The organism is Prauserella muralis, assembly GCF_003202285.1.
In the GTDB taxonomy this organism is placed as follows: domain Bacteria; phylum Actinomycetota; class Actinomycetes; order Mycobacteriales; family Pseudonocardiaceae; genus Prauserella_B; species Prauserella_B muralis.
The window spans coordinates 1,221,046-1,246,898 of sequence record NZ_MASW01000001.1; the positions used below are offsets into that span (position 1 = coordinate 1,221,046).

Annotated in this window: 24 protein-coding genes; 12 read left to right on the top strand and 12 right to left on the bottom strand. The window is 72.7% G+C overall.

Going from position 1 to position 25,853, the window contains the following annotated elements:
• Positions 1 to 2 precede the first annotated feature (2 nt).
• Entirely contained in the window at positions 3 to 1,172 is a 1,170-nt protein-coding gene (locus BAY60_RS06820) for a glycoside hydrolase family 3 N-terminal domain-containing protein (RefSeq protein WP_112279920.1), read from the top strand.
• Here BAY60_RS06820 and BAY60_RS06825 read toward each other — a convergent pair.
• The 3 genes from BAY60_RS06825 to BAY60_RS06835 all read right to left on the bottom strand — a co-directional run bounded on the left by BAY60_RS06825 (position 1,169) and on the right by BAY60_RS06835 (position 4,316).
• Positions 1,169 to 3,259 carry a bifunctional polysaccharide deacetylase/glycosyltransferase family 2 protein gene (locus BAY60_RS06825; protein ID WP_245992355.1) on the bottom strand — a complete coding sequence of 697 codons (2,091 nt, stop codon included), beginning with the start codon at positions 3,257 to 3,259 and terminating at the stop codon, positions 1,169 to 1,171. The two genes, BAY60_RS06820 and BAY60_RS06825, sit on opposite strands and share 4 nt — an antisense overlap.
• A complete protein-coding gene (locus BAY60_RS06830) occupies positions 3,260 to 3,772 on the bottom strand; it encodes a hypothetical protein (RefSeq protein WP_112279921.1) in 513 nt (170 codons plus the stop codon).
• Between the two features lie 133 nt (positions 3,773 to 3,905).
• Positions 3,906 to 4,316, bottom strand: coding sequence for an SsgA family sporulation/cell division regulator (locus tag BAY60_RS06835; RefSeq protein WP_112279922.1), 411 nt, complete (start codon positions 4,314 to 4,316; stop codon positions 3,906 to 3,908).
• A gap of 363 nt (positions 4,317 to 4,679) precedes the next feature.
• Between BAY60_RS06835 and BAY60_RS06840 the strand changes: the two genes are divergently transcribed.
• Positions 4,680 to 5,384, top strand: coding sequence for a hypothetical protein (locus BAY60_RS06840; protein ID WP_112279923.1), 705 nt, complete (start codon positions 4,680 to 4,682; stop codon positions 5,382 to 5,384).
• Between the two features lie 57 nt (positions 5,385 to 5,441).
• Positions 5,442 to 7,739: a beta-glucosidase family protein gene (locus BAY60_RS06845; RefSeq protein ID WP_245992356.1), complete on the top strand. Its 2,298-nt coding sequence runs from the start codon at positions 5,442 to 5,444 to the stop codon at positions 7,737 to 7,739.
• On the opposite strand, the gene BAY60_RS06850 is transcribed toward BAY60_RS06845, so the two are convergent.
• Positions 7,725 to 8,828, bottom strand: coding sequence for a winged helix DNA-binding domain-containing protein (locus tag BAY60_RS06850; protein WP_112279924.1), 1,104 nt, complete (start codon positions 8,826 to 8,828; stop codon positions 7,725 to 7,727). The genes BAY60_RS06845 and BAY60_RS06850 overlap by 15 nt on opposite strands.
• A gap of 172 nt (positions 8,829 to 9,000) precedes the next feature.
• Between BAY60_RS06850 and BAY60_RS06855 the strand changes: the two genes are divergently transcribed.
• A complete protein-coding gene (locus BAY60_RS06855; RefSeq protein WP_112279925.1) occupies positions 9,001 to 10,014 on the top strand; it encodes a beta-ketoacyl-ACP synthase III in 1,014 nt (337 codons plus the stop codon).
• Here the strand turns inward: BAY60_RS06855 and BAY60_RS06860 are convergent.
• From BAY60_RS06860 to BAY60_RS06890, 7 genes are read right to left on the bottom strand one after another with little or no spacing between them, the layout of a single operon-like run.
• Positions 10,001 to 11,524 carry an adenylate/guanylate cyclase domain-containing protein gene (locus tag BAY60_RS06860; protein WP_245992357.1) on the bottom strand — a complete coding sequence of 508 codons (1,524 nt, stop codon included), beginning with the start codon at positions 11,522 to 11,524 and terminating at the stop codon, positions 10,001 to 10,003. The two genes, BAY60_RS06855 and BAY60_RS06860, sit on opposite strands and share 14 nt — an antisense overlap.
• A 52-nt stretch (positions 11,525 to 11,576) precedes the next feature.
• Positions 11,577 to 12,575, bottom strand: coding sequence for a non-homologous end joining protein Ku (ku, locus tag BAY60_RS06865; protein ID WP_112279927.1), 999 nt, complete (start codon positions 12,573 to 12,575; stop codon positions 11,577 to 11,579).
• A gap of 10 nt (positions 12,576 to 12,585) precedes the next feature.
• The gene (ligD, locus tag BAY60_RS06870) at positions 12,586 to 13,503 is read right to left on the bottom strand and encodes a non-homologous end-joining DNA ligase (protein WP_112280770.1); all 918 of its coding nucleotides are present in this window, start codon (positions 13,501 to 13,503) and stop codon (positions 12,586 to 12,588) included.
• Between the two features lie 14 nt (positions 13,504 to 13,517).
• A complete protein-coding gene (locus tag BAY60_RS06875; protein WP_112279928.1) occupies positions 13,518 to 13,976 on the bottom strand; it encodes a DNA polymerase ligase N-terminal domain-containing protein in 459 nt (152 codons plus the stop codon).
• A 60-nt stretch (positions 13,977 to 14,036) separates the two neighbouring features.
• Positions 14,037 to 14,846 carry a SigB/SigF/SigG family RNA polymerase sigma factor gene (locus tag BAY60_RS06880; protein WP_112279929.1) on the bottom strand — a complete coding sequence of 270 codons (810 nt, stop codon included), beginning with the start codon at positions 14,844 to 14,846 and terminating at the stop codon, positions 14,037 to 14,039.
• Positions 14,843 to 15,274: an ATP-binding protein gene (locus BAY60_RS06885; RefSeq protein WP_112279930.1), complete on the bottom strand. Its 432-nt coding sequence runs from the start codon at positions 15,272 to 15,274 to the stop codon at positions 14,843 to 14,845. Before BAY60_RS06885 ends, BAY60_RS06880 begins: the two co-directional genes overlap by 4 nt.
• A 38-nt stretch (positions 15,275 to 15,312) precedes the next feature.
• A complete protein-coding gene (locus tag BAY60_RS06890) occupies positions 15,313 to 16,410 on the bottom strand; it encodes an Rv2629 family ribosome hibernation factor (RefSeq protein ID WP_112279931.1) in 1,098 nt (365 codons plus the stop codon).
• Positions 16,411 to 16,545: 135 nt separating this feature from the next.
• Between BAY60_RS06890 and BAY60_RS06895 the strand changes: the two genes are divergently transcribed.
• The 3 genes from BAY60_RS06895 to glmS all read left to right on the top strand — a co-directional run bounded on the left by BAY60_RS06895 (position 16,546) and on the right by glmS (position 19,629).
• A complete protein-coding gene (locus tag BAY60_RS06895) occupies positions 16,546 to 17,337 on the top strand; it encodes a sulfite exporter TauE/SafE family protein (RefSeq protein WP_112279932.1) in 792 nt (263 codons plus the stop codon).
• Positions 17,338 to 17,521: 184 nt separating this feature from the next.
• Positions 17,522 to 17,791: a hypothetical protein gene (locus tag BAY60_RS06900; protein WP_112279933.1), complete on the top strand. Its 270-nt coding sequence runs from the start codon at positions 17,522 to 17,524 to the stop codon at positions 17,789 to 17,791.
• 11 nt (positions 17,792 to 17,802) lie between these two features.
• Entirely contained in the window at positions 17,803 to 19,629 is a 1,827-nt protein-coding gene (gene glmS / locus BAY60_RS06905) for a glutamine--fructose-6-phosphate transaminase (isomerizing) (protein ID WP_112279934.1), read from the top strand.
• Positions 19,630 to 19,632: 3 nt separating this feature from the next.
• On the opposite strand, the gene hisC is transcribed toward glmS, so the two are convergent.
• Positions 19,633 to 20,691 carry a histidinol-phosphate transaminase gene (gene hisC, locus BAY60_RS06910; protein ID WP_112279935.1) on the bottom strand — a complete coding sequence of 353 codons (1,059 nt, stop codon included), beginning with the start codon at positions 20,689 to 20,691 and terminating at the stop codon, positions 19,633 to 19,635.
• Between the two features lie 106 nt (positions 20,692 to 20,797).
• Here hisC and BAY60_RS06915 point away from each other — a divergent pair, with 106 nt between their 5' ends.
• The 5 genes from BAY60_RS06915 to BAY60_RS06935 all read left to right on the top strand — a co-directional run bounded on the left by BAY60_RS06915 (position 20,798) and on the right by BAY60_RS06935 (position 25,821).
• Positions 20,798 to 21,445, top strand: a complete 648-nt coding sequence (locus tag BAY60_RS06915; protein WP_112279936.1) for a dienelactone hydrolase family protein — start codon at positions 20,798 to 20,800, stop codon at positions 21,443 to 21,445.
• Positions 21,446 to 21,528: 83 nt separating this feature from the next.
• Complete coding sequence (locus tag BAY60_RS06920) at positions 21,529 to 21,972, top strand: hypothetical protein (protein WP_112279937.1); 444 nt, start codon at positions 21,529 to 21,531, stop codon at positions 21,970 to 21,972.
• Positions 21,969 to 23,057 (top strand): PPE domain-containing protein, encoded by a 1,089-nt coding sequence (locus BAY60_RS06925; protein WP_112279938.1) that lies wholly within the window; start codon positions 21,969 to 21,971, stop codon positions 23,055 to 23,057. Before BAY60_RS06920 ends, BAY60_RS06925 begins: the two co-directional genes overlap by 4 nt.
• On the top strand, positions 23,058 to 23,831 hold the full coding sequence (locus BAY60_RS06930) for an ESX secretion-associated protein EspG (protein ID WP_112279939.1): 774 nt from the start codon (positions 23,058 to 23,060) through the stop codon (positions 23,829 to 23,831).
• 10 nt (positions 23,832 to 23,841) lie between these two features.
• Positions 23,842 to 25,821 carry an acetoacetate--CoA ligase gene (locus tag BAY60_RS06935; protein WP_112279940.1) on the top strand — a complete coding sequence of 660 codons (1,980 nt, stop codon included), beginning with the start codon at positions 23,842 to 23,844 and terminating at the stop codon, positions 25,819 to 25,821.
• The last annotated feature ends 32 nt before the right edge of the window (positions 25,822 to 25,853 follow it).

Below are 25,853 nucleotides of genomic sequence, written 5' to 3' on the forward strand. Positions count from 1 at the left end.
CGATGAACCGTTTGCTGTTGCCCATCGTCCTGGTCTTCCTGCTGGCCGCCTGCGGCTCCGCGAGCGAACGCGGAAGCGCGACGGTACCCGGCACCGCGGCGTCCAAGCCGCCGCCGACCACGTCGACCGCGGCCTCCTCGAGCGAGGCTCCGCCCACCACCGGGTCCGCCGACAGCGCGCCCGACTGCGCCCCGGTGATCGCGGAGCTGAGCCCCCGCGAGCGGGTCGCGCAGCTGCTCGTGGTCGGCGTCGAGCCGAGCGATCCAGCCGCGGCGACCGCGCTGGTGCGCCAGGAGCAGGTGGGTGGCATCTTCATCGGCGGCAACGCCACCGACCTGCTCACCGGCAACGCGCTCGACCGCCTCCAGCAGGCCGCCCGCGTGCCCGTCTCGATCGCCGTCGACGACGAGGGCGGCCGGGTTCAGCGCGTCGACGAACTGGACGGCGAGCTGCCCAGCGCCCGCGAGATGGCCGGCACCATGACGCCGGAGGAGGTGCGCGCCCTCGCCGAGCAGCGGGGCCGCGCCCTGCTCGCGCGCGGCGTGACGGTGAACTACGCCCCGACCGTGGACGTCACCGGCGAGGCCGCCGACGCCGCCATCGGCGACCGGTCGTTCAGCGCCGACCCCGCCGTCGCCCGCCGCTACGCGCTGGCCTTCGCCACGGGGCTCGCCGACGCCGGTGTCCGGCCCGTGCTCAAGCACTTTCCCGGCCACGGCCATGCCAGCGGCGACTCGCACACCGGCCTGGTCACGACGCCGCCGCTGGCCGAGCTGCGCAAGACCGACCTGCGGCCCTACGAGCGGATCGGCGAGTACGGCGACGTGAGCGTGATGGTCGGCCACCTGACCGTGCCGGGGCTCACCGGCGACCAACCCGCGTCACTGTCCCCCCGCGCGTACGAGCTGCTGCGCACCGACTACGGCTTCACCGGCCCGGTCGTCACCGACGACGTGGGCGCCATGCGTGCGATCACCGACCGCTACCCCCTGCCGGACGCGGTGCTGCGGGCGCTCCAGGCCGGCGCCGACCAGGCGCTGTGGTCCTCCGGCGGCGATGTCGGCCCCGTGCTCGACCGCCTGGAGCAGGCCGTGGCCGCCGGCGAGTTGCCCGCACAGCGGGTCGAGGAGTCCCTGCGGCGCGTGCTGCTGGCCAAGGGAGCCTGCCGCTAGGGGTGGCGCGCCACCGGCGCCCTCGAGCGGCGCATGCGGTGGCGGGGCAGCCGCACACCCGCGAGAGCCGTCACCAGCGACTGCACGACGACCAGCGACAGCAGCGGCCGGTAGAGCAGGTGTTCCAGCGGCACCAGCGCCAGCGGCCGGGCGCGCTCGCCGGCCATCCGGAAGGCGAGCGCGGCCGTGGCGGCCCTCGCCGCGAGCACGCCGAGCCAGAGCAGCGGGGCCACCCCGTCGCCGGTGAGCAGCCCGAACACCGCCGCCAGGTCCGCCAGCGGCGCCAGCACCGGCTGCACCACCCGCGTCGCCAGCAGGTACGGCAGGCCGCGCCTGCCGAGCCTGCCCGCGCTGCCGGAGCCGAACAGCGCCCTGCGGTGCTTCCACACCGTCTGCAGCGTGCCGTGGCACCAGCGGTGGCGCTGCCGCCACAGCGCGCCGAGCGTGCCGGGCACCGCGGTCGACGCGGCCGCCCTCGGCTCGTGGACCACACGCCACCCGGCCCGTTGGAGCGTCATCATCAGGTCGGCGTCCTCGGTGAGCGTGCCGGCTGGCACTCCGCCGAGGCGCTGCACCGCCGCGCGGCGGAACGCGCTCGCCCCACCCGGCGCCGGCGGCACGCAACCGAGCAGACCGGACATCCGGCGGTCGAGGCCGAACCCCGCGACGTACTCGAGGTGCTGCCAGCCACCGAGCATCCCGCCGGGCCCGGTGGGATGCGCGGCGCCGGACACCGCCCCGACGCCCGGCACCGCGAAGTACCGCACCAGCCTGGGCACCGCGTCCGGGTCGAGCACGGTTCCCGCATCGAGCAACAGCACGACGTCGGTGCCCGCCGCGGCGAGGCCGGTGTTGAGGGCCGCCGCCCTTCCGGCCCAGGCCTGCCGGATCGCCCGCACGCGAGGCAGGCCGAGCGCCTCCACGACGTCGGCCGTGCCGTCGGTGGAGCCGTCGTCCACCACCAGCACCCGCACCGGATGCCGTGCGGCCAGCGCCGAACGCACGGTCTCCGCGATCCGCTCGCGCTCGTTGCGCGCGGGCACGATGACGGTCACCGGCTCGGCGAACCGCGGCGCGCGTGCCCTGGCCCGCGTGCGCCGCGGCCGGCACGCCACGGCAGCCAGCACCAGGCGCAGCCCGGCCAGCGCGCAGACCAGCACGAGCACCACGTCGAGCAACGCCGCGAAGATCCCCGCGACCTGCACCGCGCCCACGAGCAGCCACCCACCCACGACGAGGTGTGCGGGAGCCTCCGCCCGTTCGCCCGGCAGCCCCATGGCCGAGCCGACCGTGGTGACCGTCCAGCCCCCGGCCCGCAGCCACGGCAGGAGCCGGTCCAACGCCGCCACGGTCTGCGCCCGTTCACCCCCGCCGTCGTGCATCCGCAGCACCACGCCCTCGCTGCCGCGCGGTGTCGACGCCGCCACGATCCGCTCGACCCCCGGCTGTCCCCGGTCCCCGGAGTCCAGGTTGGACAGCACGATGAGCTTGCCTTCCGCGCCGATCCGCTCGGCCGCCCGCCACGCGGCGTCGTCCATCAGCTCCGGAACAGCCGGGTAGGGCGGGCGCACCAGCGTCGTGGCCAGCCCGGCGGCGCCACCCAGCGCGGCGTCCGTGCCGCGCAGCTCCAACGAGGTGCGCAGTTCGCCGGCCTCCCGCAGGTCGCCGTGGGTCGCGGTGTGCCCGCCGATCTCGTGCCCGCGTGCGGCGATCTCCCGCACCAGCCCCGGATGGCGGGCGGCGCGGGCGCCGGTGACGAAGAACGTGGCCCGCACCTCGTGCGCCTCGAGCACGTCGAGGATCCGAGGTGTCCACACGGGATCGGGGCCGTCCTCGAAGGTCAGTGCGAGTGTGCCGTCCGGCGGCCGCAACGCCACGGCGGGATCGGCGCGGGCGTCGATCACCGAACCGCCCCCGCGCACGGCGGCGGGCACGTCGCCGACGCCGCCGCGTGACGCCGGTGCTGGCGCGGGCGGCACGTGGTGCGCGAGTGCGTGGAGGCCGAGCAACAGCAGGGCCATGGCGAGCCCACTCGACAGGAGCAGCCAGTGCGTTCGCGGTACCGGGGTCCGGGCGTGGTGGGGCACCTAGTCGCCGGCTCCTGGCCCGCGGCCGGGTTTGTCCGGCCTGCCGTGGTCGCCCGGCTTGTTCCGGCCCGGTGGCTCGCCGGACTCGGGTTCCGGCTCGTCGCCGGGCTCGGGCGGTTCCTGCGGGCCCTGGGTGAGGTCACCGGGGTCCGCGGTCGGTGACGCGGTGGTGGGGGGAGCGCGGTGCGCGGCCGGTGCGGCCGGCGGGGTGCGGGGAGGCAGTGGTTCGACGGCGGAGCGGCGCGGTGTGGGCGGGGGCGTGGGCGCCGTGCTTTCGGAGGACGGCGCCGGGGGAACAGACCGCTCGTGGGTGGGGGAGCCGGGCAGTGGCAGCAACGCGGCCGGTGCGATCCGCGCGCCGAGCAGGGTGGCGACCAGTACCGCCACGTACAGGGTGACCAGCGCGACGCCCGCGACCGCGACATGCCGCAGGACCCTGCGTCTTCGTCCGGTGGGGTCGGCGAACACCGGCTCCAGTTCGGCCGTGTCGTCGTTCGGGTGCTCGGGGACCATCGCTCGCTCCGGGACGGGGAACCCCAATCTAGACAATGCGGCCGGTGAGGTTCGCACCACGTCGGGCAGGAATTCCCTTACCTCCCAACGGGTCCGGGAATGGCTTCCGGCGTCCCGGAGCGGCGAGGCCCGGTCAGGGCCGGGCAGCGGTCAGGTCGGCGATGAGGGAGTCGAGGTCCAGGTGCTCGCTCTCCGCACCGGGGGCGACGAACTCCGTCGTCGCCTGCACGAAGCGGGCCACGTCGTCCCGGCCCAGTTCCACCACCGCGTAGCCGTCCGGCGACTCCAGCTCGAGCACCAGGATGCCCTCGTCGAGGGACAGGTCGGGCCGCACGCGGACGTCCCCGATGCCCGCGGGCTCGGTGAGGCCGGTGATGAGCAGGTCGCGGGCGAACTCCCACTCGACCCACTCGCCGGGCTCGATGCGGAAGGCCAGCGCGACGGTGAAGGGCTCCGCCGTGGTGTAGGCGAGGCGGGACAGCACCGGTGTGCTGCAGCCGTTGAGGTACACGAACTGGCTCTGGTGTACGGCGTCGTTGCGCACGGCACCCTCCCGTCTGTCCGGGTCGCCCGTGTGCTGCGGGCGACCGTCCTACTGGAAAGACGTCCATCCGGCCGCGTTGTGATGCGCCATTCGGGTGAGAAGTTCGCGATCAACTCCGAGTAGAGCCACGGTGGGTGCTCCCTGCGGGAACTAGCCCGGCCGAGTGGCCCGTGTGGACGCGTCTTCGCGGATTCTCGGCGCGCCACAGAGTTACCCGGAAGTCGTTCACTCGATCGAGTCGTTCTGTCGCTCGGCTCGGGGTGGACTAGTGACAGCGGTGTGGCCGGGGAGTAGACAGCGATCGGGCCTGTGGCTGTGTCCGTGCCGGCGGGCTCTGGGGGACAACGTCGATGGAGGGACCTGATGGCGCCAACGGTGCTGCGGCACACGCCGCACGACGCTGAGTTGGTCGACCGCACGGGCATCATCGCCGCGAGCCAGGCGGGGCGGCACGACGCCCTCGTCGAGGACCTCGCCACCGGCGCGCTGCGGCGCGCCGGCCTCAACCGCTCGGGTGTCGCGAGCATGGCCGCCGCGGTGCTGATGTTCGTGGTGGCGGCCACGACCGTGTTCGATGGGCAGTGGCCCAGCGGGCCGGTCGGAGGCGGCGCCGCGCGGGAACCCGCCGTGGTCGCCGCGCCGCGGGCCGGCGCAGGGCAGGCCGACTCACACCAGGACCAGCACCCGCCGCCGGTGAAGCCGAGGAAGCCCGCGCCGAAGCCGGCACCCGCGCCTGCCGCGCCGCCCGAGCCGGAGCCGGAACCGGACACGGCGGTGCTCGCCGAGTCCGCGCCGCAGCCGCAGGCGGAGCCCGTGCCGCAGGCCGAGCCCGAGACCCAGCCCCGGATCGACGTGGTCCCCGAGACCGGCGTCGACGTGCCACGCGGTGGTGCCGTGCCCGACTACCGGCACCAGGTCCGGGAGTTCATCGAACCCATGATCGACCTGTACGAGCAGCAGCTGAGCCGCCAGCGCTCGGAGGCCCGCTCCGGCACGGGTGACTACTCCGGGTACTCCGCGGGCTCCCAGAAGTGGGAACGTTACTGGTTCTCCACACGAGGCTGGTAGCCGCTCACCAAATATGTGAAACTGACTCGCGTTCTTCTGGTGATGGAAGGCGGGGTCATGCGGCGTGGCGTGGTCGTGTTCGGTGCGGCGATACTGGCGGGCGTGCTGGCGGCCCCGATGCCCGCCTCGGGCGCCGAGCCCGAGCCGTCCGCCCCGGACTGCCCGTGGGTCGGCTCGGACGCGCCCGTCGACGAGCGGTTCGCCCAGGTGCTGTCGAGGATGACCCTCGACGAGAAGCTGGGCATGGTGCACGGCTCCGCGGGGCCCTTCGAGTTCGTCGGGCCGGTCTACGCGGGCCTCGTGCCCGCCGTCCCGCGCCTGTGCATTCCGCAGCTCGGGCTGTCCGACGGGCCCGCCGGAGTCGGCAACGAGCACACCGGCGTCACGCAACTGCCCGCGCCGCTCGCGCTCGGCGCCACGTGGGACACCGGCCTGGCCGCGGCCTACGGTGGCGTGATCGCCGAGGAAGTCAGCGGCAAGGGCGCCAACGTCGCGCTCACACCCAGCGTGGACCTGCTGCGCGACCCCCGTGCCGGACGGGCCTTCGAGACGCTCGGTGAGGATCCGCGGCTGGTCGGCAGCCTCGCCGCCGCGCAGATCCGCGCCGTGCAGGAGCGCGGGGTGCTGGCGCAGGCCAAGCACCTCGCCGCCTACACGCAGGAGACCTTTCGCAACACCAGGGCCGGCAACGCCGTCGTGTCCGAGCGAGCCCTGCAGGAGCTCTACCTCGCTCCGTTCGCCGATGCCGTCGACGCCGGGGTGGCGTCGGTGATGTGCGGGTACAACCACGTCAACGGCGTGCACGCCTGCAACAACACCTACCTCGTGTCGCAGGTCCTGAAAGGACAGCTCGGCTTCGACGGTTTCGTCACCTCCGACTGGTTCGCCACCCACGACGGCCCGACATCGGCACGGGCGGGCCTGGACATGCAGATGCCCGGCGGCTGCCAGTTCGGCACCCGGCTCGGCAACGCGGTGCGTTCCGGCAGGGTCGCCGAGTCGCGCCTGGAGGACATGGTCGGCCGCATCCTGCGGTCGATGTTCCGGCACGGCCTGTTCGACCGGCCCGCCACCGGATCGCCCGACGCCGTCGTGACCGGCCCCGAGCACGTCGCGATCGCCCGCGAGGTCGCCGAACAGGGCACCGTGCTGCTCAGGAACGACCGCGAGGTGCTGCCGCTGACCGGCTCCGGGCCGATCGCGGTGATCGGCAAGGCGGCCGGCTCCGAGGTGATCGGCTCCGGCGGCGGCAGCCCGCACGTCATCGCCCCCGCGATCGTGACGCCCTATGACGGCATCGCACGCAGGGCGGAGCAGGCGGGCCGGACCGTGGCCTTCGACGACGGCGGCGACGCGGCCAGGGTCGCGCGCGAGGCGGAGGCGGCGATCGTGTTCGTCGGCAAGTGGTACAGCGAGTCGAAGGACCACACCGGGATCCGGCTGTCCACACGGGACAACTCCATGATCGAGGAGGTCGCGAAGGCCAACCCGAACACCGTGGTGGTGCTCAACACGGGTGCCGGAGTGGAGATGCCGTGGCTCGGCAGGGTCGCCGGTGTGCTCGCAGCCTGGTATCCGGGGCAGGAGTACGGCAACGCCATCGCCTCGCTGCTGTTCGGCGACGTCAACCCGTCCGGCAGGCTGCCGGTGACCTTCCCCGCGAGCCTGGACCAGGTGCCCGCGAGCGACCCGGCGCGCTTTCCCGGCGGCAGGCACGACGAGGGGCTGGCGATCGGGTACCGCTGGTACGACCAACAGGGCACCGACCCGTTGTTCCCGTTCGGCTTCGGCCTGTCCTACACCACGTTCCGCTACGGCGGGCTGGCGATCGGGCCGGTCGGCGCGGACGGCTCGGTCACCGTGCACGCCGAGGTGACCAACACCGGCGAGCGCCGCGGAGCCGAGGTGGCCCAGCTCTACCTCGGAAACCCGGCCGCCGACGGGGAGCCGCCACGCAAGCTCGCGGCGTTCGACAAGGTCACGCTCGATCCGGGTCGCAGCGCGCGGGTGAGCTTCACCCTGAACGCCCGCGACTTCTCGCACTGGGACTCCGGGGCCCACCGCTGGGTGCGCAGTGCGGGCGACTACGCCGTCTCGGTGGGCGGCTCGTCGCGTGACCTCCCGCTCACCGGCACGGTGTCGTTCGCCGAGACGGTGCCCACGGGTGAGCCGACCCCGCCCCCGCCGCCCGGCGCGCCCGCAGGCAACCCCGGGCTGCTCGACACCGCCGCCGGAGCCGTGCAGTGCCCCACCGAGGCGACGTTCGCGGCCGCGCTCGGCGCGGCGTCGGTGACCGGCCTGCCGCGCCCTAAGCAGGCGCAGACCCCGCCGCGCGACCCCTCAGGCGCCGGCTGAGCCGACCCGCACCTCGCCGTCCTCGACGCCCGCGAAGCGCAGCAGCCGCCTGCCCTCGGCCCGCACGGCCGCCGTGTCCTTTTTCGACAGTGCGCGCAGCGGCCGCACGTCCAGCACCGCAGACTCCTTGCCGCGTTCGATGCGCCAGGTGGCCCGCACGAAGCCGTTGACCAGCAGGACGGCCGGCGCGACGGCGTTGCGGGTGCTGATCCCCTTGCGGTCGGCGTCGCTGATGACCCGCGTGCGGTCGGCGTGGGAGAACAGCAGGTTGTCGAACTCGGGCACGAACCGGGGCGGGGCCGGGGTGGCCGGGTCGGGCCTTGGCGCGCCGGGCAGGTCGAAGAGCTCCCGGCCGTCCGCGCCGCGGAACACGCACAGCCGGGGCCGCAGCCGCGCCACCACGTCGCCGAGCCGCGTCAGCCCGCACCACGCCTGCACGTCGCGCACCGACGCCGGACCGAACGCGGCGAGATAGCGCAGCACCATCCGTTCGGCGTCGGGGTGCTCGTCGACCGGCCTGCCGAGCCACTCGTCGACGGTGGCGTAGGCGGTCTGGCCGCTGCGGCCCCACACCGCGCGCGGCGGCACCTGCACCAGCGGCAGCCGGTTGCGTGCGGCGTAGGTGAGGGCGGCCGGTTCGCGGTCCGGCCAGCGCCGCGCGAGGGCTCTGCCCAGCTCGGCCGAGGTGTGCGGTGCGCCGGAGAGGATCGTGCGGGTCTCACGTTCCAGCTCGCCGAGGTCGAGCCCGGCGAGCTTGGGCGTGAACGTCGTGTTGCCTCGCAGGTCGCGGTCGAGGATCGGCTGGGTGAGCGGGCGCAGCGCGGCGGCATCGGCCGCGCTGACCAGGTGCACGGTGCCGCGCATCAGCACGATCCGCACGACCTCGCGGTCGAGCAGCAGCCGGGACAGCTCGTCCGGCTGGAAGCCACGCAGCCGGGTCCACAGGCCATAGTACGGCGGAAACGGCGCCTGTGCCTGCATGCCCACCAGGTGCTCGATCAGGTCGAGGGCCGGAAGGGCGGTCCTGCTCAGCAGGTGCTGGCGGGCGAGCAGGGCCCGGTTGAGCGCGCGAGTGCCGAGAACCGTCATGCCGGTATTTCTACGGCGGATACCGGCCAGAATCCGTCCGGATTAATGCGGACGGATGCACTGAATGAGACCTAGGTCACATCGCCGGCCTCTACCGATTAGTAAGCCATACAAGTAGAGGCAGGCCGGGTAACCACAGTCTCCGTGTCCCCAAAACGCTGGCCCTGGAGGAATGCAAGTGCCCACGCACGATGCGCGTGGTGTGGCGGTTCTCGCCGGTCTCGGTGGTTGGCTACCCCCTCGCGTGGTGGACAACGACGAGCTCTCGGCCCGCCTGGACACCTCCGACGAGTGGATCCGCACCAGGACCGGGATCGGGCGGCGGCACGTCGTCGGCCCCGGCATGTCCACTGTTGACATGGCTGTGGAGGCGGGAAGGCGAGCGTTGCAGTCGGCGGGCTCGGCCGACATCGACGCCGTGGTGCTGGCCACCGCGACCCCGGACCAGATCTGCCCGGCCAGTGCCCCGCAGGTGGCGAGCAGGCTGGGACTCGGCCCCGTCGCCGCCTTCGACGTCAACGCCGTGTGCAGCGGGTTCGTCTACGCGCTGGCGACGGCAGCGGGCCTGATCGCGGGCGGAGTGTCCCGCCGGGTGCTGCTCGTCGGCGCCGACGCCTTCACCACGCTGCTCAACCCGGACGACCGGGCCACGGTGCCGATCTTCGGCGACGGGGCCGGAGCCGTCGTGCTGCGCGCGGGAGACCCCGACGAGCCGGGTGCCCTCGGCCCGTTCGACCTGCACAGCGACGGTGAGCTGTCCGACCTGCTGGTGGTGCCTGCCGGTGGCTCCCGCATGAAGACGTCGCAGAACCCGGCCGACAGTTACTTCAGCATGCAGGGGCCGGCGGTGTTCCGGCACGCCACCGCGCGCATGGCCGAGTCCTCGCGCGCGGTGCTGAAGCAGGTGGGCTGGACGGTCGGGGACGTCGACCGGCTGATCGGCCACCAGGCCAACATCCGCATCCTCCACGCCACGGCCAAGCAGCTGGGGCTTCCGGCCGACAGCCTCGTCGTCAACATCGAGCGCACCGGCAACACCAGCGCCGCGTCGATCCCGCTGGCGATGGTCGACGGCGTCAACGACGGCACCCTGCAGTCCGGCGACCGCGTGCTCGTCACGGCGTTCGGAGCCGGGCTGACCTGGGGTTCCACGGTGCTGCGCTGGCCCGGCGTCACGCCGGCCTGACGGAGCCCGTGCTCGCGCCGGCCGCGACGTCGAGTGTCCACGTGGCGGTCGGGGCCGCACGTCCCCGCAGGTGGAGCGTGTCGTGTGCCGTCCACAGCCTTCGTTCGGCCGCCGAGCAGGCCACCAGCACCGCCTCGCTGGCGAGGATGCGGCCGGGCACCTGCTTGGCGTGCTCGGTGAGCCGCGCCGCCTCGTTCACCGCGTCGCCGATCACCGTGTACTCGAAACGGCTGCTCGTGCCCAGCTGGCCTGCGAAGGCAGGCCCGCTCGCCACGCCGATGCCCAGGTCCAGCTCCCCGCTGGAGGCCACGGCGTCGCGGATGGCGCGGGCCGCGCGCAGTGCCGAGGTCGCCGGGTCGGCGTGCCGCGCGGGAGCGCCGAAGACGCACAGCGCCGCGTCGCCCTGGAACTTGTTCACCAGGCCGCCGTGGGTGCCCACCGCGTCGACGACGCTGGCGAAGAGCCGGTTGAGCTTGCGCACCACCTCGTGCGGCGGCAGCTCGGCCGCGAGCGCCGTGGAGTCGACGACGTCCACGAACAGGGCCGTGACGTCGCGGACGTCACCGGACAGCGAGGCGCCGTACTCCAGGGCGTGCCGGGCGACGTCGTCGCCGACGTGCCTGCCGAACAGGTCCCGCAGCCGCTCCTGCTCACGCAGGCCTGCCGCGAGGTCGTTGACCGACGCCTGGAGCATGCCGATCTCGCTGGCGTCGTCGACGCCCACCGTGACGTCCGTGCGGCCCCTGGCGATCTGGCCGAGCGCCCTGCGCAGCCGGTGCAACGGCGCCGCGACCGACCGGGCCAGCAGCGCCGTGCCGAGCGCGCCCAGGACCAGGCCGATCAGCGCGAGCGACAGCAGGCCCGAACGCGGGTCGGCCTTGCCGAGGTAGGGCGGCAGGACCATCAGCAGCACGCCGACGAGCGGCACCCCGCCCGCCAGCGCCCACGTCAGCACCAGCCGGGTGAGCACGGTGGTCGGCAGCCGGTCCTGCGGCGGCGCCACGTCGAGGGCCTCGGCCATCAGCGGGCGGGCCACCCACTCGGCCGCCAAGTAGGTGAGCCCGGCCGTGGAGAGCCCGCCGAGCACGATCACCAGCGCCACGGCGAGCGCGTCCGCCCACGATCCGAGCACCGCGGCCAGCACACCGAGCACGAGCGCTCCGGCCGCCCACAGGACCACCGTGACCGTCGCCAGGTGCACCGGCAGGCGCAGCGCACGCCGCGCCTCCTGCTCCGACGGCGCGCGACCCAGCACGAACCACACGACCGTGCGCCGGTGCAGCAGCCCCGCCCAGAGCGTGCCGATGAGGAACGACACCAGCACGTACCCGGCGGCGCAGACGGCGAAGATCCAGCCCCGGTCGCCGACGTCGGCGGGGATGCCCTGCAGCATCGACAGCAGGAAGACCAGCCCCGACCCACAGAAGCTGGAGACGAAGCCGAGCACCGCGAAGCCGACGCTGGTGCGCAGCACCGTCTGGAACCGCGTCGACAACCGGGCACGGGGCACCCGATGATCGTAGAGCCGCGCCGCCGGTGACGCGGGCCAGGCGCGAGGTGCCCTAGGAGGCGCGCCTGCGGGTCTGCTCCGGTGAGGCGTCGCGGACGGCCTTCTCCAGCTGCTTGCGGGTCATCTTCGAGCGGCCCTTGATGTCCAGCTCGCGGGCCATGCGCTCCAGGTCGGCCTTGGACAGCTCCGCCAGGTCGGGCTCCTGCCGCTGCGGCCGCCTACGCTTGCCCCGCTCGCCGACGCCCTCGCTCGTGCGGGTGCCGCCGCTCTTGCGCTTGCGGCTCTCCACGCTGCGCGACAGCGCCTCGAACAGGTCCACCACCTTCGTCGCCTCCGGCGGCTGCTCGGCCGGTGTCACCGTCCTGCCCTGGCGCTTGTCCTCGATGAGCTGCTTCACCCGCTCGGTGTAGGTGTCGTGGTACTGCTCCGGGTCCCACTCCTGCGCCATGGAGTCGATCAGGCTCACCGCCATGTCGACCTCCTTGGGCCGGGTCTGGCCGGGCGCGGGCAGCTTGCTGATCTCCTTGGCGGGCTCGCGGATGTCCTCGGGAAACAGCAGCGTGTTGAGCACGAGCACGCCGTCGCCCGCGCGGACCGCGGCGAGGTACTCCTTGCCGCGCATGACGAAGCGCGCGAGCCCCGCCCGGTTGGTGCGGGCCATCGCCTCGATCAGCAGGCCGTAGGCCCTCGCGAACTCCTCCTTCGCGGGGGCCAGCCAGTAGGTTTTCTGGAAGTAGATCGGGTCGATGTCGTCGAGGTCCACGAACGCGTCGATGTCGACGGTGCGCGAGCGCCCCGGCGCGATCTGCTCCAGCTCCTCCGGCTCGATGATCACGTACTCGTCGCCGCCGAGGTCGTAGCCCTTCACGATCTGGTCGTAGGGCACCTCCTCGCCGGTGCGTTCGTTGACGCGCCGGTACCGGATGCGGTCGGAGGTGCCGCGCTGGAACTGCCGGAAGTGGATGGTGTGGTCCGAGGTGGCGCTGTACAGCTCGACCGGCACCGTCACCAGCCCGAAGTTGAGGGCGCCGCTCCAGATCGCTCGTGCCATGTTCCCCTCCTCACGCGCTCTCTCGGACCACGTCGGCCGCCGGCTTGTCCGTCCGCAGCCCCGTGAACCGAGGGTGCCGCAGCCTGCCGTCGCCGGTCCACTCGGAGAACCGCACCTGCACGACCACCTCCGGCTCCACCCAGCGGGCGTCCGGCTCGCCGACCCGGCCGGCGAACGGCGAGGTCCGCCTGCGCAGCCGGGCCAGCCGGTCACCCAGTGCGCGCAACGTCGCCTCGTCGTACCCGGCGCCGACCTTGCCCGCGTAGCAGAGCCTGCCCGCGGCGTGGTAACCGATGAGCAGCGAGCGGAACCCGGCCCGCGCCGTCGACGGCGTGAACCCGCCGACCACGAACTCCTGGTCGCGCACGCACTTGAACTTCAGCCAGTCGCGCGACCGCCCCCCGGTGTAGGGCGCGTCGGCGCGCTTGGCGATCAGGCCCTCCCAGCCCTTGCCGCACGCCTCGGCGAGAAACCGCTCACCCTCGGCGTTGCGGTGCCGGGACAGGCGCAGCGGGCCCTGGAAGTCGAACGCGCGGCGCAGCAACTCCTTGCGCTGGCGCAGCGGAAGCCGGGTCGCGTCGGTGCCGCCGTAGGAGAGCAGGTCGAACAGGTAGTAGTAGACCGGAATGCCGGTGGCCCGTGCCCGCGCCGGGTCGCTGAGGTGCATGCGCGGCTGGAGCCGGGCGAAGCTCGTCTGGCCGCCGTCGAACGCGACGATCTCGCCGTCGGCGGCGAAGGTGTCGCCACCCTGCTCGGCCAGCGCGGCCACGATCTCCGGGTAGGCGGCGTTCATCAGCTTGCGGTTGCGCGACCACAGCTGCGGCTCGCCGCCGTCCTCGCGCACGCACACCGCCCGCACGCCGTCCAGCTTGCGCTCGAACAGCCAGTTCGGGTCGGAGAAGTGCCGGTCGGTCAGCGTCGCCAGCATGGGCTCCCGCCACCTCACGGGGCTGCCTCGTCCGTGGGCTCGGACACCCCGGTGGCGCCGAGGAGCCACTGCTCGTCGTGCTCGCCGATCCTCGTCCGGACCAGGGTGAAGCTGCCGCGCAGCCGCGTGCCGTCCAGCCGGATCGTCAGCCGCCCTCCGGCCAGTGCGCGCTCCAGCGGCTCGTCACCCAGGTTGCCGACCTCACCCGCGTCCCAGACCAGCGCCTGGTCCCCGCCCTCGGGCGGGTCGTCGTCACCGCGGAGGGCGAGCAGCCGTTCGCCGGGCTCGGCCGACGGCGGGCGGGGCAGGGCCCAGGCGACCACGGGAGCGCCGCCGATCCGCAGCCGGAGCACGACGTGCGGGCTCTCCGGGCTGGGCCGCTCGACGACGAACCGGCCCGCCTGCTGCGCGAGACCGCCCGCCCCGGGCTCGCCGGAGCCCGGGTACGCGCACAGCGTCTCCCGCCTGGTCATGGCGCCCGTATACCCCCGCGGTGAGCAGCCAAAACGCCGCCCAGCGCAGTGCGGGGACGGTCACGACTCCTGGTCGGGCCGCTCCTCGGCGAGCCCGTCCCGCAGCTTGGCCAGCGTGCGGGCGAGCAGGCGGGAGACGTGCATCTGCGAGATGCCGATCCGCTCGGCGATCTGGGACTGGGTCATGTTGTGCACGAATCGCAACGCCAGGATCTTGCGCTCGCGTTCGGGCAGCTCGCGGACCAGCGGCTGCAACGTCTCGTGGTTCTCGACGCCCTCCAGCGCGGCGTCGTCCTCGCCGAGGGTGTCGCCGAGCGCGAGGTTCTCCGTGTCCCCGGAGAGCACCTCGTCCAGCGACATCGAGTGGTAGGCGTTGCCCGCCTCCAGCCCCTCGTAGACCTCCTCGGGGGACAGTCCCAGATGCTCGGCGATCTCGCTCGGCGTGGGTGCCCTGCCGAGGTGCTGGGACAGCTGCGTGCTGGCGTTGTTGATGGACAGGTGCAGTTCCTTCAGCCTGCGCGGCACGCGGATGATCCATCCGGTGTCCCGGAAGTGCCTGCGCACCTCGCCCATCACCGTCGGCACGGCGAAGGACAGGAAGTCGGTGCCGCGGCCCGGGTCGAAGCGGTCGACCGCGTTGATGAGACCGACCCTGGCCACCTGCTCCAGGTCCTCCTTGGCGACCCCGCGGCCCGAGAAGCGCTGGGCGATGTGCTCGGCAAGGGGCAGATGCCCGGTGACGAGCTCGTCGCGCAGCTCGGCGCGGCGCGGATCGTCCTCGGCGAGTCCCACGAACTCCTCGAAAAGGGGTACGAGGTGGTCGTAGTCGTCGGAGGAGTTGCGCGGTCCGTGAGTGGTCGATTCGGTCACGTAAAGGCCGGCTTCCTTTTCGCAAGCTCGATGTGGACCCAGTTGCGCTGCCCGTTGTGCGCGCCCGGTTCGATCCACGACGAGGCGGAGTCCGCCAGTGTCGTCAGCACGCGCCAGCCGAAGGACGCGGTGCTGGGCGCCTCGCCTGCCGACGACACCACCGCGCCGCTGAACCGCAGCTCGGCGTCGTCGATGGTGAACCGGCAGACCATCGTGCTTCCCGGCTCCGCGCGCGTGATGAGCGTCGAGCACGCCTCGTCCACGGCCAGCCGCAGGTCGGCGATCGCGTCCAGGTCGAAATCGGCTCTCATCGCGATGCTCGCCGCCACGGAGCGGATCACCGGCAGGTGAACCAGGTTCGCGCCAAGGCGCAGCTCGATATCGTCCTGTGCGCCGACCTCGTGCGTCGGCGGCTGTGTTTCGGTCACATTCACCTCAGGGTTCTGGCTGCTGTCGTGGGTGCTGCTCAGTCGTGCCGAAGTATCGCGCCGAACCCTTCCATGAGGTCAAGCCGGTCTCCGGTGTGGACGATCTCGGCCCCGCCTGCGATGGCCGCGACGGCGAGGGCCTCGTCCGCCCTGCGGCGGGTGACGGTGTCCGTGCCGTGCGCCTTGAGCTCCTCCTCCTGGGTGCCCACGAGCACGGGCTCCGGCCCGGTGAGCACATCCACGTCCGCGGGCCTTTCCACGAGCAGGGTCTCCACGTTGCTTTCGCGCAGGGCGGTGGTGGTCGCCTCCAGTCCCTGCACGGCGAGGCCGCGCTCCTGGCCGAGCGCGCCGCGGAACCGTTCGGTCACCTCGGCCCGCCGGTCCTGCTTCAGCTTGGCCAGCAGTTCCTGCACGTGGGCGTGCAGCTCCTGGTTGGAGGCGCCCTTGTGCCTGCCGCCGCTGCCGGTCTCGGCGGCGATCCCGCGGATCTGCTCGGGCAGCAGGTCGGCCAGCTGCTTGCGGGCCTGGGACTCGCCCGCGAGCACCACGAGCTTCGCGCCGATCTTGCGCGCGGTGGCGCCGACGTGCTCGGCGACCTGGTCGATGTTGTGCCGGGTCACCTCGTCGGTGTGGGCCTGGATGTCGCGTTGTGACCAGCCGCCGCCGCGCACCTTGTGCACCGGATGGTCGGAGCCCTCGATGGTGCGTTCCTCGATGATCCCGCCCCGCCCGTCGTAGGCGGTCACGTCGGCGCCGACGTGGTCGACCACGGCCACCACGTACGGCGGAGCCTGCTCGCCGTGCTCGACGAGCGGCAGCAGGTAGGGCAGCTCGGACAGCCGGGCGACCGGCTGGGCGGGCGGCTCGTCGAGCCGCTCGTCGAGCAGGACGCGGTCGCCGGTGGCGACCAGCGCGCGGCCGCTGGCCCCGACGGGCGGTGGGCTGTCCTTGACCGCGGTCTCCATCGCGTCCAGCGTCCAGTCGGGTGCACCCTGCCGCTGGAGCTCCTCGCGCAGCTCGCGCCACCGGAGGTCGAGGAGCTTCGCGGCGTCGGCGGTGTCGTGCGAATCGTCGAAATACACCGAGGCGAACGGACCGTTCACCGTGACCAGCTCGCGCAACCTCGTGGTCTGCACTCGTACCTCCCTCGCGGTTCGGGCCGGGACTACCCGGTGGGCCGAAAGTGAAACGTCGCGAAGGCGCCGTGATACTGAACACCGTATACGTGTCCTGGGCGCGCGGCCGGTGACGGCGCTGCTTATGGTCCGTCCGTGATCTGGTGGCACGCGGTGCTCATCGCCCTCGCGGGTGTGTGGGCGGGAATGATCAACACGGTGGTGGGGTCGGGGACGCTCGTGACGTTCCCGGTGCTCGTCGCCTTCGGCTACCCGCCGGTGACCGCGACCACCTCCAATGCCATCGGCCTCGCCCCGGGCACCATCAGCGGCGCGATCGGCTACCGGCACGAGCTGCGTGGCCAGCTGCGCAGGCTGCTGACGCTCGGGCCCGCGTCACTGGTCGGCGCCGTGGGCGGCACCGTGCTGCTGCTCTCGCTGCCCCACGACGCGTTCGAGACGGTGGTGCCGGTGCTGGTCGGCCTCGCGGTGGTGCTGGTCATCATCCAGCCTCGGGTGTCGAGCTGGGTGCTGGCCCGCAGGGAGTCCCGCGAGCGGCGCACCGGCACCGAGGCGGGCAACGGCAAGGGCACCGCGGTGCTGCTCGTCACGGCGGTGTTCCTCGTCGGCATCTACGGCGGCTACTTCACCGCGGCTCAGGGCGTGATGCTCATGGCGTTCATGGGCATGCTGCTCGACGAGCCGATCCAGCGGCTCAACGGCATCAAGAACGTGCTCGCCGCCGTGGTCAACGTCGTCGCGGGCACGGTCTACGCGTTCGTCGCGCCGATCAGCTGGCCGGTGGTCGGCCTGCTCGCGGGCGGATCGATCGTCGGCGGCGCGCTGGGCGCGGTGATCGGCCGCAGGCTTCCGCCCACCGCGTTGCGCATGGTGATCGTGGTGATCGGCCTCGCCGCCATCGTCCAGCTGGTCCTCCGCCAGCTCTGACGTCGCCGAAGAGCCCCCAATGCCGCATTCGTGGCGTTGAACGCCACCAATGCGGCATTCGTTGCGTTGAGCGCTACCAATGCCGCATTGGGGAGCTTGCCGGCCACCTCCTCCGGTGACGTGATTCTGCCCGAAATCGGGCAGGAAACTTGAAGCGCGACGTGGCTGCTGCGAGGCTCACCGCATGGACCAGTCGCCGCCCGCCGAACTGGTGCGCCACGTCGCGACGTCGACAGGGCTGCCCACGGCCACGGCGGCGAGGGTCGTCGCCGACGTCGTCGCGTACTTCCGCGAGACCACCGAGGAGTACGTGCGGCGCAGGCACCGCGAGCTGAAACGCCGCGGGCTGAAGAACGACCGGATCTGGGCCGAGCTCACCGCCGAGCTGGCGAGCCGCCCCGTCGTGGCGGGCTCGCTCTCGGAACGGCAGCTGCGCCGCATCGTCTACGGCTAGGAGAACACCCCATGTGCGGAATCGTCGGCTACATCGGCGGCAGGCAGGCGGCGCCCATCCTGCTGGAGGGCCTGCACCGCCTCGAGTACCGCGGCTACGACTCGGCGGGCATCGCGGTGCCCCACCGCGGGCGGCTGAAGGTCACCAAGGCTGCGGTGCGCGTCGAGGAGCTGCGCGGCCTCGTCGGCGACGGGCACCCGGCACAGCTGGGCATCGCGCACACGCGGTGGGCCACCCACGGCGAGCCGTCCGACGTCAACGCCCATCCGCACGTCGACGCCGAGGGCCGGATCGCCGTCGTGCACAACGGCATCATCGAGAACGCCGAGGCGCTGCGCGCCAAGCTCACCGCGGGCGGCGTGGAGTTCGCCTCCGAGACCGACACCGAGGCGCTCGCGCACCTGATCGCCGCCCGGCTGGCCGACGGCGCCGAGTCGCTCGAGGACGCCGTGCGCGCCGCGCTGCACGAGGTCGAGGGCGCCTACGGTCTGGTCGTGCTCGACGCCCGCGACCCGCATGAGCTGGTGGTGGCCCGCAACGGCAGCCCGATCGTGCTCGGCATCGGCGACGGCGAGATGTTCGTGGCCTCCGACCTGGCCGCGCTCGTGCGGCACACCCAGCGCGTGGTGTACCTGGACGACGGCGAGCTGGCCACCCTGCGCGCCGGCGACTACCGCACCAGCACGCTGCAGGCCCGGCGCACCGACAAGCTGCCCACCGAGGTGGAGCTGACCGACGCCGACTACGGGCTCGACGGCTACGCCGACTACATGCGCAAGGAGATCGCCGAGCAGCCGGAGTCGGTGCGCAGGGCGCTGCTGGGCAGGCTGGACGAGCGGTTCGCGACCGCGCGGCTCGGCGGGCTGCGGCTGGACGCCCGCGAGCTGCGCTCCATCCGCAGGGTCAAGTTCCTCGGCTGTGGCTCCGCCTACTACGCGGGGCAGATCGGCGCGAACCTCGTGGAGGAGCTGGCGCGGCTGCCCGCCGACGCCGAGCCCGCGTCGGAGTTCCGCTACCGCAACCCGGTGGTGGACGGCGACACGCTCTACGTCGCGGTGAGCCAGTCGGGCGAGACCGCCGACACGCTCGCCGCCGTGCAGGAGCTGGCCCGCAAGGGCGGCCGCGTGATCGGCATGGTCAACGCCGTGGGCAGCGCGATCGCGCGCGAGTGCGGCAGCGGCGTGTTCCTGCACGCCGGACCCGAGGTGTCGGTGGCCTCCACCAAGGCGGTCACGAACATGAGCACGTGCTTCGCGATGCTGGCCCTGCTGCTGGGCCGCGTCCGTGACCTGTCGGTGGCCGACGGGCGGCGCGTCGTCGAGGCGCTGGACGCCCTGCCGGCCCGCATCCAGGAGGTCGTCGCCGACGAGGAGCACATCGCCGAGGCCGCCCGGCGCTTCGCCGACGCCCGGCACATGTTCTTCGTCGGGCGCGTGCGCGGCTGGCCGGTGGCCAGGGAGGGCGCGCAGAAGCTCAAGGAGATCTCCTACGTGCACGCCGAGGCCTACCAGGCCGGCGAGCTCAAGCACGGGCCGATCGCGCTGATCGACCGGAGCATGCCGTCGGTGGTGATCGTGCCCGACGACGAGCTGCTGGCGAAGAACATCGGCACGATCGAGCAGATCAAGGCGCGCGGCGGCCCGGTGCTGGCCGTGACCAACGCCGAGCTGCCGCGGGGCCTTGCCGACGTGGAGCTGCGTGTGCCGCGCACCGAGCCGGAGCTGGATCCGATCCTGTTCGGCATCCCGCTGCAGTTGCTCGCCTACCACCTCGCCAAGCAGCTGGGCCGCGACATCGACAAGCCGCGCAACCTCGCCAAGAGCGTGACCGTGGAGTGAGCGTCAGCGGCCGAACGTGCGCGCCGCCTCCAGGAACACGTCGTTCTGCTCCGGCGTGCCGATGGTGACCCGTACGCCGTCGCCGGCGAACGGGCGCACCACGACCTTGTGCTCCAGCGCGTGCTCGGCGAAGGCGCTCGCCCGCTCGCCCAGCGGCAGCCAGACGAAGTTGGCCTGGCTCTCGGGCACCTCGTAGCCGGCCTCCAGCAGGGCGTCCCGCACACGCGTGCGCTCCAGCACGAGGTCGGCGCAGCGGGCGAGCAGCTCGTCCTTGGCGTCGAGCGAGGCCAGCGCCGCCGTCTGCGCGAGGGCGTTGACGCTGAACGCCACATACACCTTCCGCAGTGCCGTCACGACGTCCTCGGGGCCCACCGCGTAGCCGATGCGCAGCCCGGCGAGCCCGTAGGCCTTGGAGAACGTGCGCAGCACCGCCACGTTCGGCCGGGTGCGCGCGAACTCCAGGCCGTCGGGGACGTCGCGGTCGGTGACGAACTCGCGGTAGGCCTCGTCGAGCACCACGAGCACGTCCGGCGGCACGGCGTCGAGGAAGCGGGCGAGAGCGTCCCTGCGCACGGCGGTACCCGTCGGGTTGTTCGGGTTGCACACGAAGATCAGGCGGGTTCGCGGCGTGATCGCGGCCAGCATGGCGTCGAGGTCGTGGGTGTGCGTGGCGTCGAGCGGCACCGGCACCGACGAGGCGTTGCCGACCTGAGTGACGATCGGGTAGGCCTCGAACGAGCGCCACGCGTACAGCACGTCCTCGCCGGGCGCGCACAGCGCCTGCACGAGCTGCTGGCACAGCGACACCGAGCCACAGCCGACGGCGATCTGCTCCTGCGGAAAGCCGAGTTCGCGGGAGAGCCGCTCCACCACTGCCCACGCCCCCATGTCGGGGTAGCGGTTGACCTCGGCCGTGGCGCGGGCGATGGCCTCGGAGACGCTGGGCAGAGGGCCGCCGGGCGCCTCGTTGCTGGCGAGCTTGATGGCTCCGGGGACCGTGCGCCCCGGCACGTACGCCGGCAGCGATGCCAGGTCGGGCCGTGTCGGGATGGCGGTGGACATCGGCAGCTCCTCGAGGTTGAAAGGACTTCCGCGGACCAACCTATCTCGCCGGATATCTGCCAGCTCACGTTGACGCCGGGTCCACTGTCGGTGGTTGAGTAGGACCATGACGCAGACCCACACCGACGACTACGAGCGCGCGGACGGCAGGGGCATCCGGGTGACCTTCGCCGAGCCGGAGGGATCGGTGCGGGGCGGGCTCGTCGTGCTGCACGAGGCCGATGTCGTGACGGACACGGTGCGGCTGCTGCTGACGGGTCTCGCGGGCGAGGGCTGGCTGGCCATCGCGCCGCATCTGGCCTCGCGGGGCGGCGAGCTGGGCGTCGACGACGTGCTGGCGGCCACGGACATCGCACTGGCGTGGCTGGCCGACCGCGGTGTGCGCGCGGACCTGATGGGCATCGTGGGTTTCGACCTCGGTGGCACCGCGGCGCTGGTGGTGGCCTCCAGCCGCACGCTCGGTGCTGCGGTGAGTGTCGGCGGGCGCGGGATCAGCACGCCCGTCTCCGCCGAGCTGCCCGCGCTGGTCGACATCGCCGGGCGGCTGACCAGCCCCTGGCTCGGACTGTACGGCGACGCGGGCGAGGAGGGCGGCGCCGACGTGGAGGCGCTGCGGGAGGCGGCGGGCGCGGCGACGGTGGCAGCCAACGTCGTGCGCTTCCCCGGCACCGACCATCGGTTCGACGCCGATCCGGAGGCCGCCGAGCAGGCCTGGCAGCGCACGCTCGACTGGTTCGACGCGCACCTGCGCTGACACGAGTCCAATCGGAACGAATCGGCCAATCTCCGCATCCGAGCCGATAAGGTGCCCATTGCGAACGACGTTGGGGGGTCGCCGTGACCGACAACGACATGCCCGCCTTGGCGCCGGGTGCTGCCTTCGCGCAGGGCGCGGCCGCCGCGCTGGCGCCCGTGGCGCAGGATCTCGACACCGTGGACGAGCAGGTGCGCTCCGGTCAGCTGCGGCTCGACGAGGGCACGGCGCGCCGCCTGCTGGCCTCGGTGGCGGCTGTCCAGTCGCGGGTACACGAGCTGATCGCCGACACCGGGCAGCGCGTCGACCGGCCGCTGCGTCTCGGGGACAACGTCATCGGCCGGACCATGGGTGAACGCCTTCGCCAGGCGGCGTCGGGCGGTACCGACGCCGCGCTTCCCGTGCTGGAGGAGTTCAGCGGCCAGCTGGAGAAACTGGAGCTGATCGTCCGCAGGGCCGCGGGTCTCATCGTGGCCGCCGACGAGGAGGCGAGCGAGCTCCTCAGGCAGAAGGGCGATGTGCGATGAGTGGCATCCAGCCGCCGATCCACCGTTTGCCGTACCCGTGGCCGCCCCCCGAGCCGGAGCCGGAGCCGGGTGACCTCGGCCAATACGTCAACTGGCTCACCTACAGCCATCGTCAGCTCTTCGACATGGTCAACGAGGGGCTCGACCTCGAGACCACCACGGAGGTGGCCGCAGGGTGGTCACGGCTCGGCGCCGAGCTGATCGACATCGGGACGGATCTGCGGCAGGCGCTGGAGACGGCCGCCGAAGGCTGGCAGGGCGCCGCCGCCGACGAGGCGCGGCAGAAGGTGCACCGGTTGGCCGCCTGGACCGAGGAGACGGCCGACGGGAGTACGGAGGTGGCGGGCTGCGTCAGCGAGCAGGCGGCGCTGGCCAGCGCCGCACGCCGGGACATGCCGGTGCCGCCACCCGTGTTCCTGCCCGCCGAGGGCGGCATGTCGACCGACGACCGGCAGGGAGGTGGGTTCTCCCGGGGTCCGCTGCTCATCGCCGACCCGGAACCGGACCGGCAGCAGGCGCGCGAGCTGCACCAGCGGGCCGCCGAGGTGATGGAGCGCTACCAGCATGAGGCTCACGCCCTCTACGCGAGGGTTCCGGCGTTCGCCAGCCCGAATCCGGAGGTCGGCATCGAACACCACCCCGACGGCGATCCCGGTGAGCGACCCGACGGACCCCGGGAGCATGTGCGGCCCGACGAGAGCACGTCCGCGAGTGCTGCCGACGCGGGCCCGCGACCGGGAGCCGGCGTCGCGGCACCCGGAGCGGCCGGGCCCGCCGGCGGGATGCCGCTGGGCCCGCACAGCGGCGGGGAGCAGTACGCGCCCAGTTCCCGGGCCGGTACCGCGGGCCCGCAGAACGCACAGGTGCCGGGCCCGGCAGCCGGTCCGGGAGGGCCGCGGCCGATGGCAGGTCCGGCGGCGATGCCGATGGGCGCGGGCATGGCGGGCGCGCGGCAGGCAGAGGACGACGTCGAGCACAAGGCCCCGTCGTACCTCGAGGAGGACGACGACCTGTGGGGTCCCCAGGTGCCGGTGGCGCCGCCCGTGCTGGGCGAGCACCACCCGGATCGGCGTGGAGGGCACTGAGTGCGTGACGAGGCGTCCGGCTGGATCAGCCTGCATCCCGGCGAGTTCTATCTGTTGTGGACCGAGCTGGGTCTCGGCGAACTGCCGGCGGTGTTGGAGATCCCGTACGTCGGGCGCACCGCGCAGGCCCGCGCCGCGTTGGTTGACCTGGCCAGCAGGGCGCTGGCCGATCGGGACCTGGGCACGGTGGCGCGCCCCGCCGCCGACCTGGAGGCGATGCTGCGCGCGCTTGCCGAGCCGGACATCCGGTTGGACCTGCAGGTTTACGGGGGGCCTGACGTGTCGTTTCGCGCGGTGGGCGTGGCGGGCGGCCGGGGTGTGGTGACCGCGGGAGCCGGCGACGGTGATGTGCTCCTGGGGCCGGTGAGCAGACAGGCGCTGCCCGCGGCCCTGTTGCAGGCAGTGCCGGAGTTGCCCGCGGGCATAGGTAGTCCCGGCAATGCCCGCATGGCCGACTACGTCAGAGCATGTCGTGCTGGTGAGCACGACGGGGCCGGCGGTTTCCTCGACGTGCTGCGTCGCGCGGGCGTGCGGCCGTCCGAGGCCAACGTCTTCCTGCGAGCCGTGACCGCGCACACCGGCGGAGGGTGGTTCGGCGCCGGTGCGCGGAGCCACGACGGGAGGTGGATGCGGGCTCCGGGTGTCGTGAGCTGGGTGGATACCGGTGAGGGACGGTATGCGCTGCGGCGCCGTGGCGAGTGGGTGACGGTGACACCGGCCGATCCTCCGAGACTGCTCTCGCTGGTGGAGGATTCACTGGTCGATCTGTCCTAGGCTCACCGCCATGAGCAACGACGCCGACGTTCCCGAAGTGCTGTGGCAGCCGACCCCCGAGCAGGTCGCCGACACCAGGATCGCCGACTTCCGCCGGTGGCTCGGCGCCGAGAAGGGGGTCCGGCTCACCGACTACCAGCAGCTGTGGGAGTTCTCCACCACCTCGCTGCCGGAGTTCTGGTCCGCCGTCGCCGAATACCTGGGCGTGCGCTGGCACGACCGCCCCGGCGAGGTGCTCTCCGGGATGGAGATGCCGGGGGCGCGGTGGTTCGCGGGCGGCACGCTGAACTACGCCGAGCACGCGCTCACCGGTGGGGTCGCCGGCGCGACGAAGGGCGACGGCGACCTGGCGGTGATCTTCCGGCGGGAGGACGGCCTCCGCGCACGGCTGACCTACGGCGAGCTGCGTGCGCAGGTCGCGGCGGCGAGGGCGGCGCTGCGTGACCTCGGCGTCGGCAAGGGCGATCGCGTGGTGGCGCTGGCGCCGAACTGCCCGGAGACGCTCGTGGCGTTCCTGGCGGCGGCGAGCCTCGGTGCGACGTGGTCGTCGTGCTCGCCGGACTTCGGGGTGCGTGCGGTGTCCGACCGGTTCACGCAGATCGAGCCGAAGGTGCTGGTGGCCGTCAACGGCTACACCTACAACGGCCGGTCGTTCGACGTGCGGCCGACCGTGGAGGAGCTGCGTGGCCGGCTGCCGGGGCTGGCGGCGACGGTGCTCGTGGACTATGCCGGTGGCGGCACGTTGCCGGGCACGCACAGCTGGTCGGACCTGCTCGAGCGGCACGCCGGCGCGCCGCTGGAGTTCGACGCGGTCGAGTTCGACCACCCGCTGTGGGTGCTGTACTCGTCGGGCACCACCGGGTTGCCGAAGGGCATCGTGCAGAGCCACGGCGGCATCACCGTCGAGCACCTGAAGGCCCTGGCACTGCAGAGCGACCTCGGGCCGGGCGAGCGGTTCTTCTGGTTCACCACCACCGGCTGGATGATGTGGAACTTCCTGATCTCCGGGCTGCTGGTGGGCACCACGGTCGTGCTGTACGACGGCAGCCCGGGCTATCCGGACCTCAACGCCCTGTGGCAGCTGGCGGAGGAGGAGCAGGTCACCTACTTCGGCACCTCCGCGCCGTTCGTGCAGAGCTGTCTCAAGGAGCACCTGCGGCCCGCCGAGCGGTTCGATCTGTCGGCGATGCGGGCGCTCGGGTCGACGGGCGCGCCGTTGAGCGAGGAGGGCTTCCGGTGGATCGCCGACGCCATCGGGGCTCATGTGCAGATCTGCTCGGTGTCCGGTGGGACCGACCTGTGCACGGCGTTCGTCGGGTCGGCGCCGGATGTGCCGGTGTGGCTGGGGGAGCTGTCCTGCCGTTGCCTGGGGGCGGCGGTGGAGGCCTACGACGAGGCGGGTAAGCCGGTGCTCGACCAGGTCGGTGAGCTGATGATCACCAAGCCGATGCCCTCGATGCCGGTGTTCTTCTGGAGCGACCCCGACGGCACGCGCCTGCGGGAGGCGTACTTCGAGGAGTACCCCGGCAGGTGGCGGCACGGCGACTGGATCAAGATCACCGACAGGGGGTCGGCGATCATCTACGGCCGCAGCGACTCGACACTCAACCGGGGCGGCGTGCGCATGGGCACCGCGGAGTTCTACCGGGTCGTCGAGGGCTACGACCAGGTCAGGGACTCGCTGGTCATCGACACGTCGGCGAACGAGGAAGGCGAGTTGCTGTGCTTCCTGGTGCTCGCCGAGGGGACCAATCTCGACGAGTTGGAGCCGGCACTGCGGAAGGAGCTCAGGAAGGCGCTGTCACCCCGGCACGTACCCGACCGCTTCATCGTGGTCGACGAGGTGCCGCGCACGCTGAACGGCAAGAAGTGCGAGGTCCCGGTGAAGAAGATCCTGCGCGGGGTCGCCCCGGACCGAGCCGTGAGCCGGGACGCGCTCGCCAACCCGAACTCGCTGGAACCGTTCGTCGCCTTCGCCGCGGCCAAATAGCCTGGTCACGTGCCGGGCGGGGGGTGCTTTGC

Coding starts and splice junctions, on each gene's coding strand:
- BAY60_RS06820 (WP_112279920.1), top strand. CDS start 3: ATGAACCGTTTGCTGTTGCCCATCGTCCTGGTCTTCCTGCTGGCCGCC.
- BAY60_RS06830 (WP_112279921.1), bottom strand. CDS start 3,772: ATGGTCCCCGAGCACCCGAACGACGACACGGCCGAACTGGAGCCGGTG.
- BAY60_RS06840 (WP_112279923.1), top strand. CDS start 4,680: ATGGCGCCAACGGTGCTGCGGCACACGCCGCACGACGCTGAGTTGGTC.
- BAY60_RS06845 (WP_245992356.1), top strand. CDS start 5,442: ATGCGGCGTGGCGTGGTCGTGTTCGGTGCGGCGATACTGGCGGGCGTG.
- BAY60_RS06850 (WP_112279924.1), bottom strand. CDS start 8,828: ATGACGGTTCTCGGCACTCGCGCGCTCAACCGGGCCCTGCTCGCCCGC.
- BAY60_RS06855 (WP_112279925.1), top strand. CDS start 9,001: ATGCAAGTGCCCACGCACGATGCGCGTGGTGTGGCGGTTCTCGCCGGT.
- ku (WP_112279927.1), bottom strand. CDS start 12,575: ATGGCACGAGCGATCTGGAGCGGCGCCCTCAACTTCGGGCTGGTGACG.
- ligD (WP_112280770.1), bottom strand. CDS start 13,503: ATGCTGGCGACGCTGACCGACCGGCACTTCTCCGACCCGAACTGGCTG.
- BAY60_RS06875 (WP_112279928.1), bottom strand. CDS start 13,976: ATGACCAGGCGGGAGACGCTGTGCGCGTACCCGGGCTCCGGCGAGCCC.
- BAY60_RS06900 (WP_112279933.1), top strand. CDS start 17,522: ATGGACCAGTCGCCGCCCGCCGAACTGGTGCGCCACGTCGCGACGTCG.
- glmS (WP_112279934.1), top strand. CDS start 17,803: ATGTGCGGAATCGTCGGCTACATCGGCGGCAGGCAGGCGGCGCCCATC.
- hisC (WP_112279935.1), bottom strand. CDS start 20,691: ATGTCCACCGCCATCCCGACACGGCCCGACCTGGCATCGCTGCCGGCG.
- BAY60_RS06915 (WP_112279936.1), top strand. CDS start 20,798: ATGACGCAGACCCACACCGACGACTACGAGCGCGCGGACGGCAGGGGC.
- BAY60_RS06925 (WP_112279938.1), top strand. CDS start 21,969: ATGAGTGGCATCCAGCCGCCGATCCACCGTTTGCCGTACCCGTGGCCG.
- BAY60_RS06935 (WP_112279940.1), top strand. CDS start 23,842: ATGAGCAACGACGCCGACGTTCCCGAAGTGCTGTGGCAGCCGACCCCC.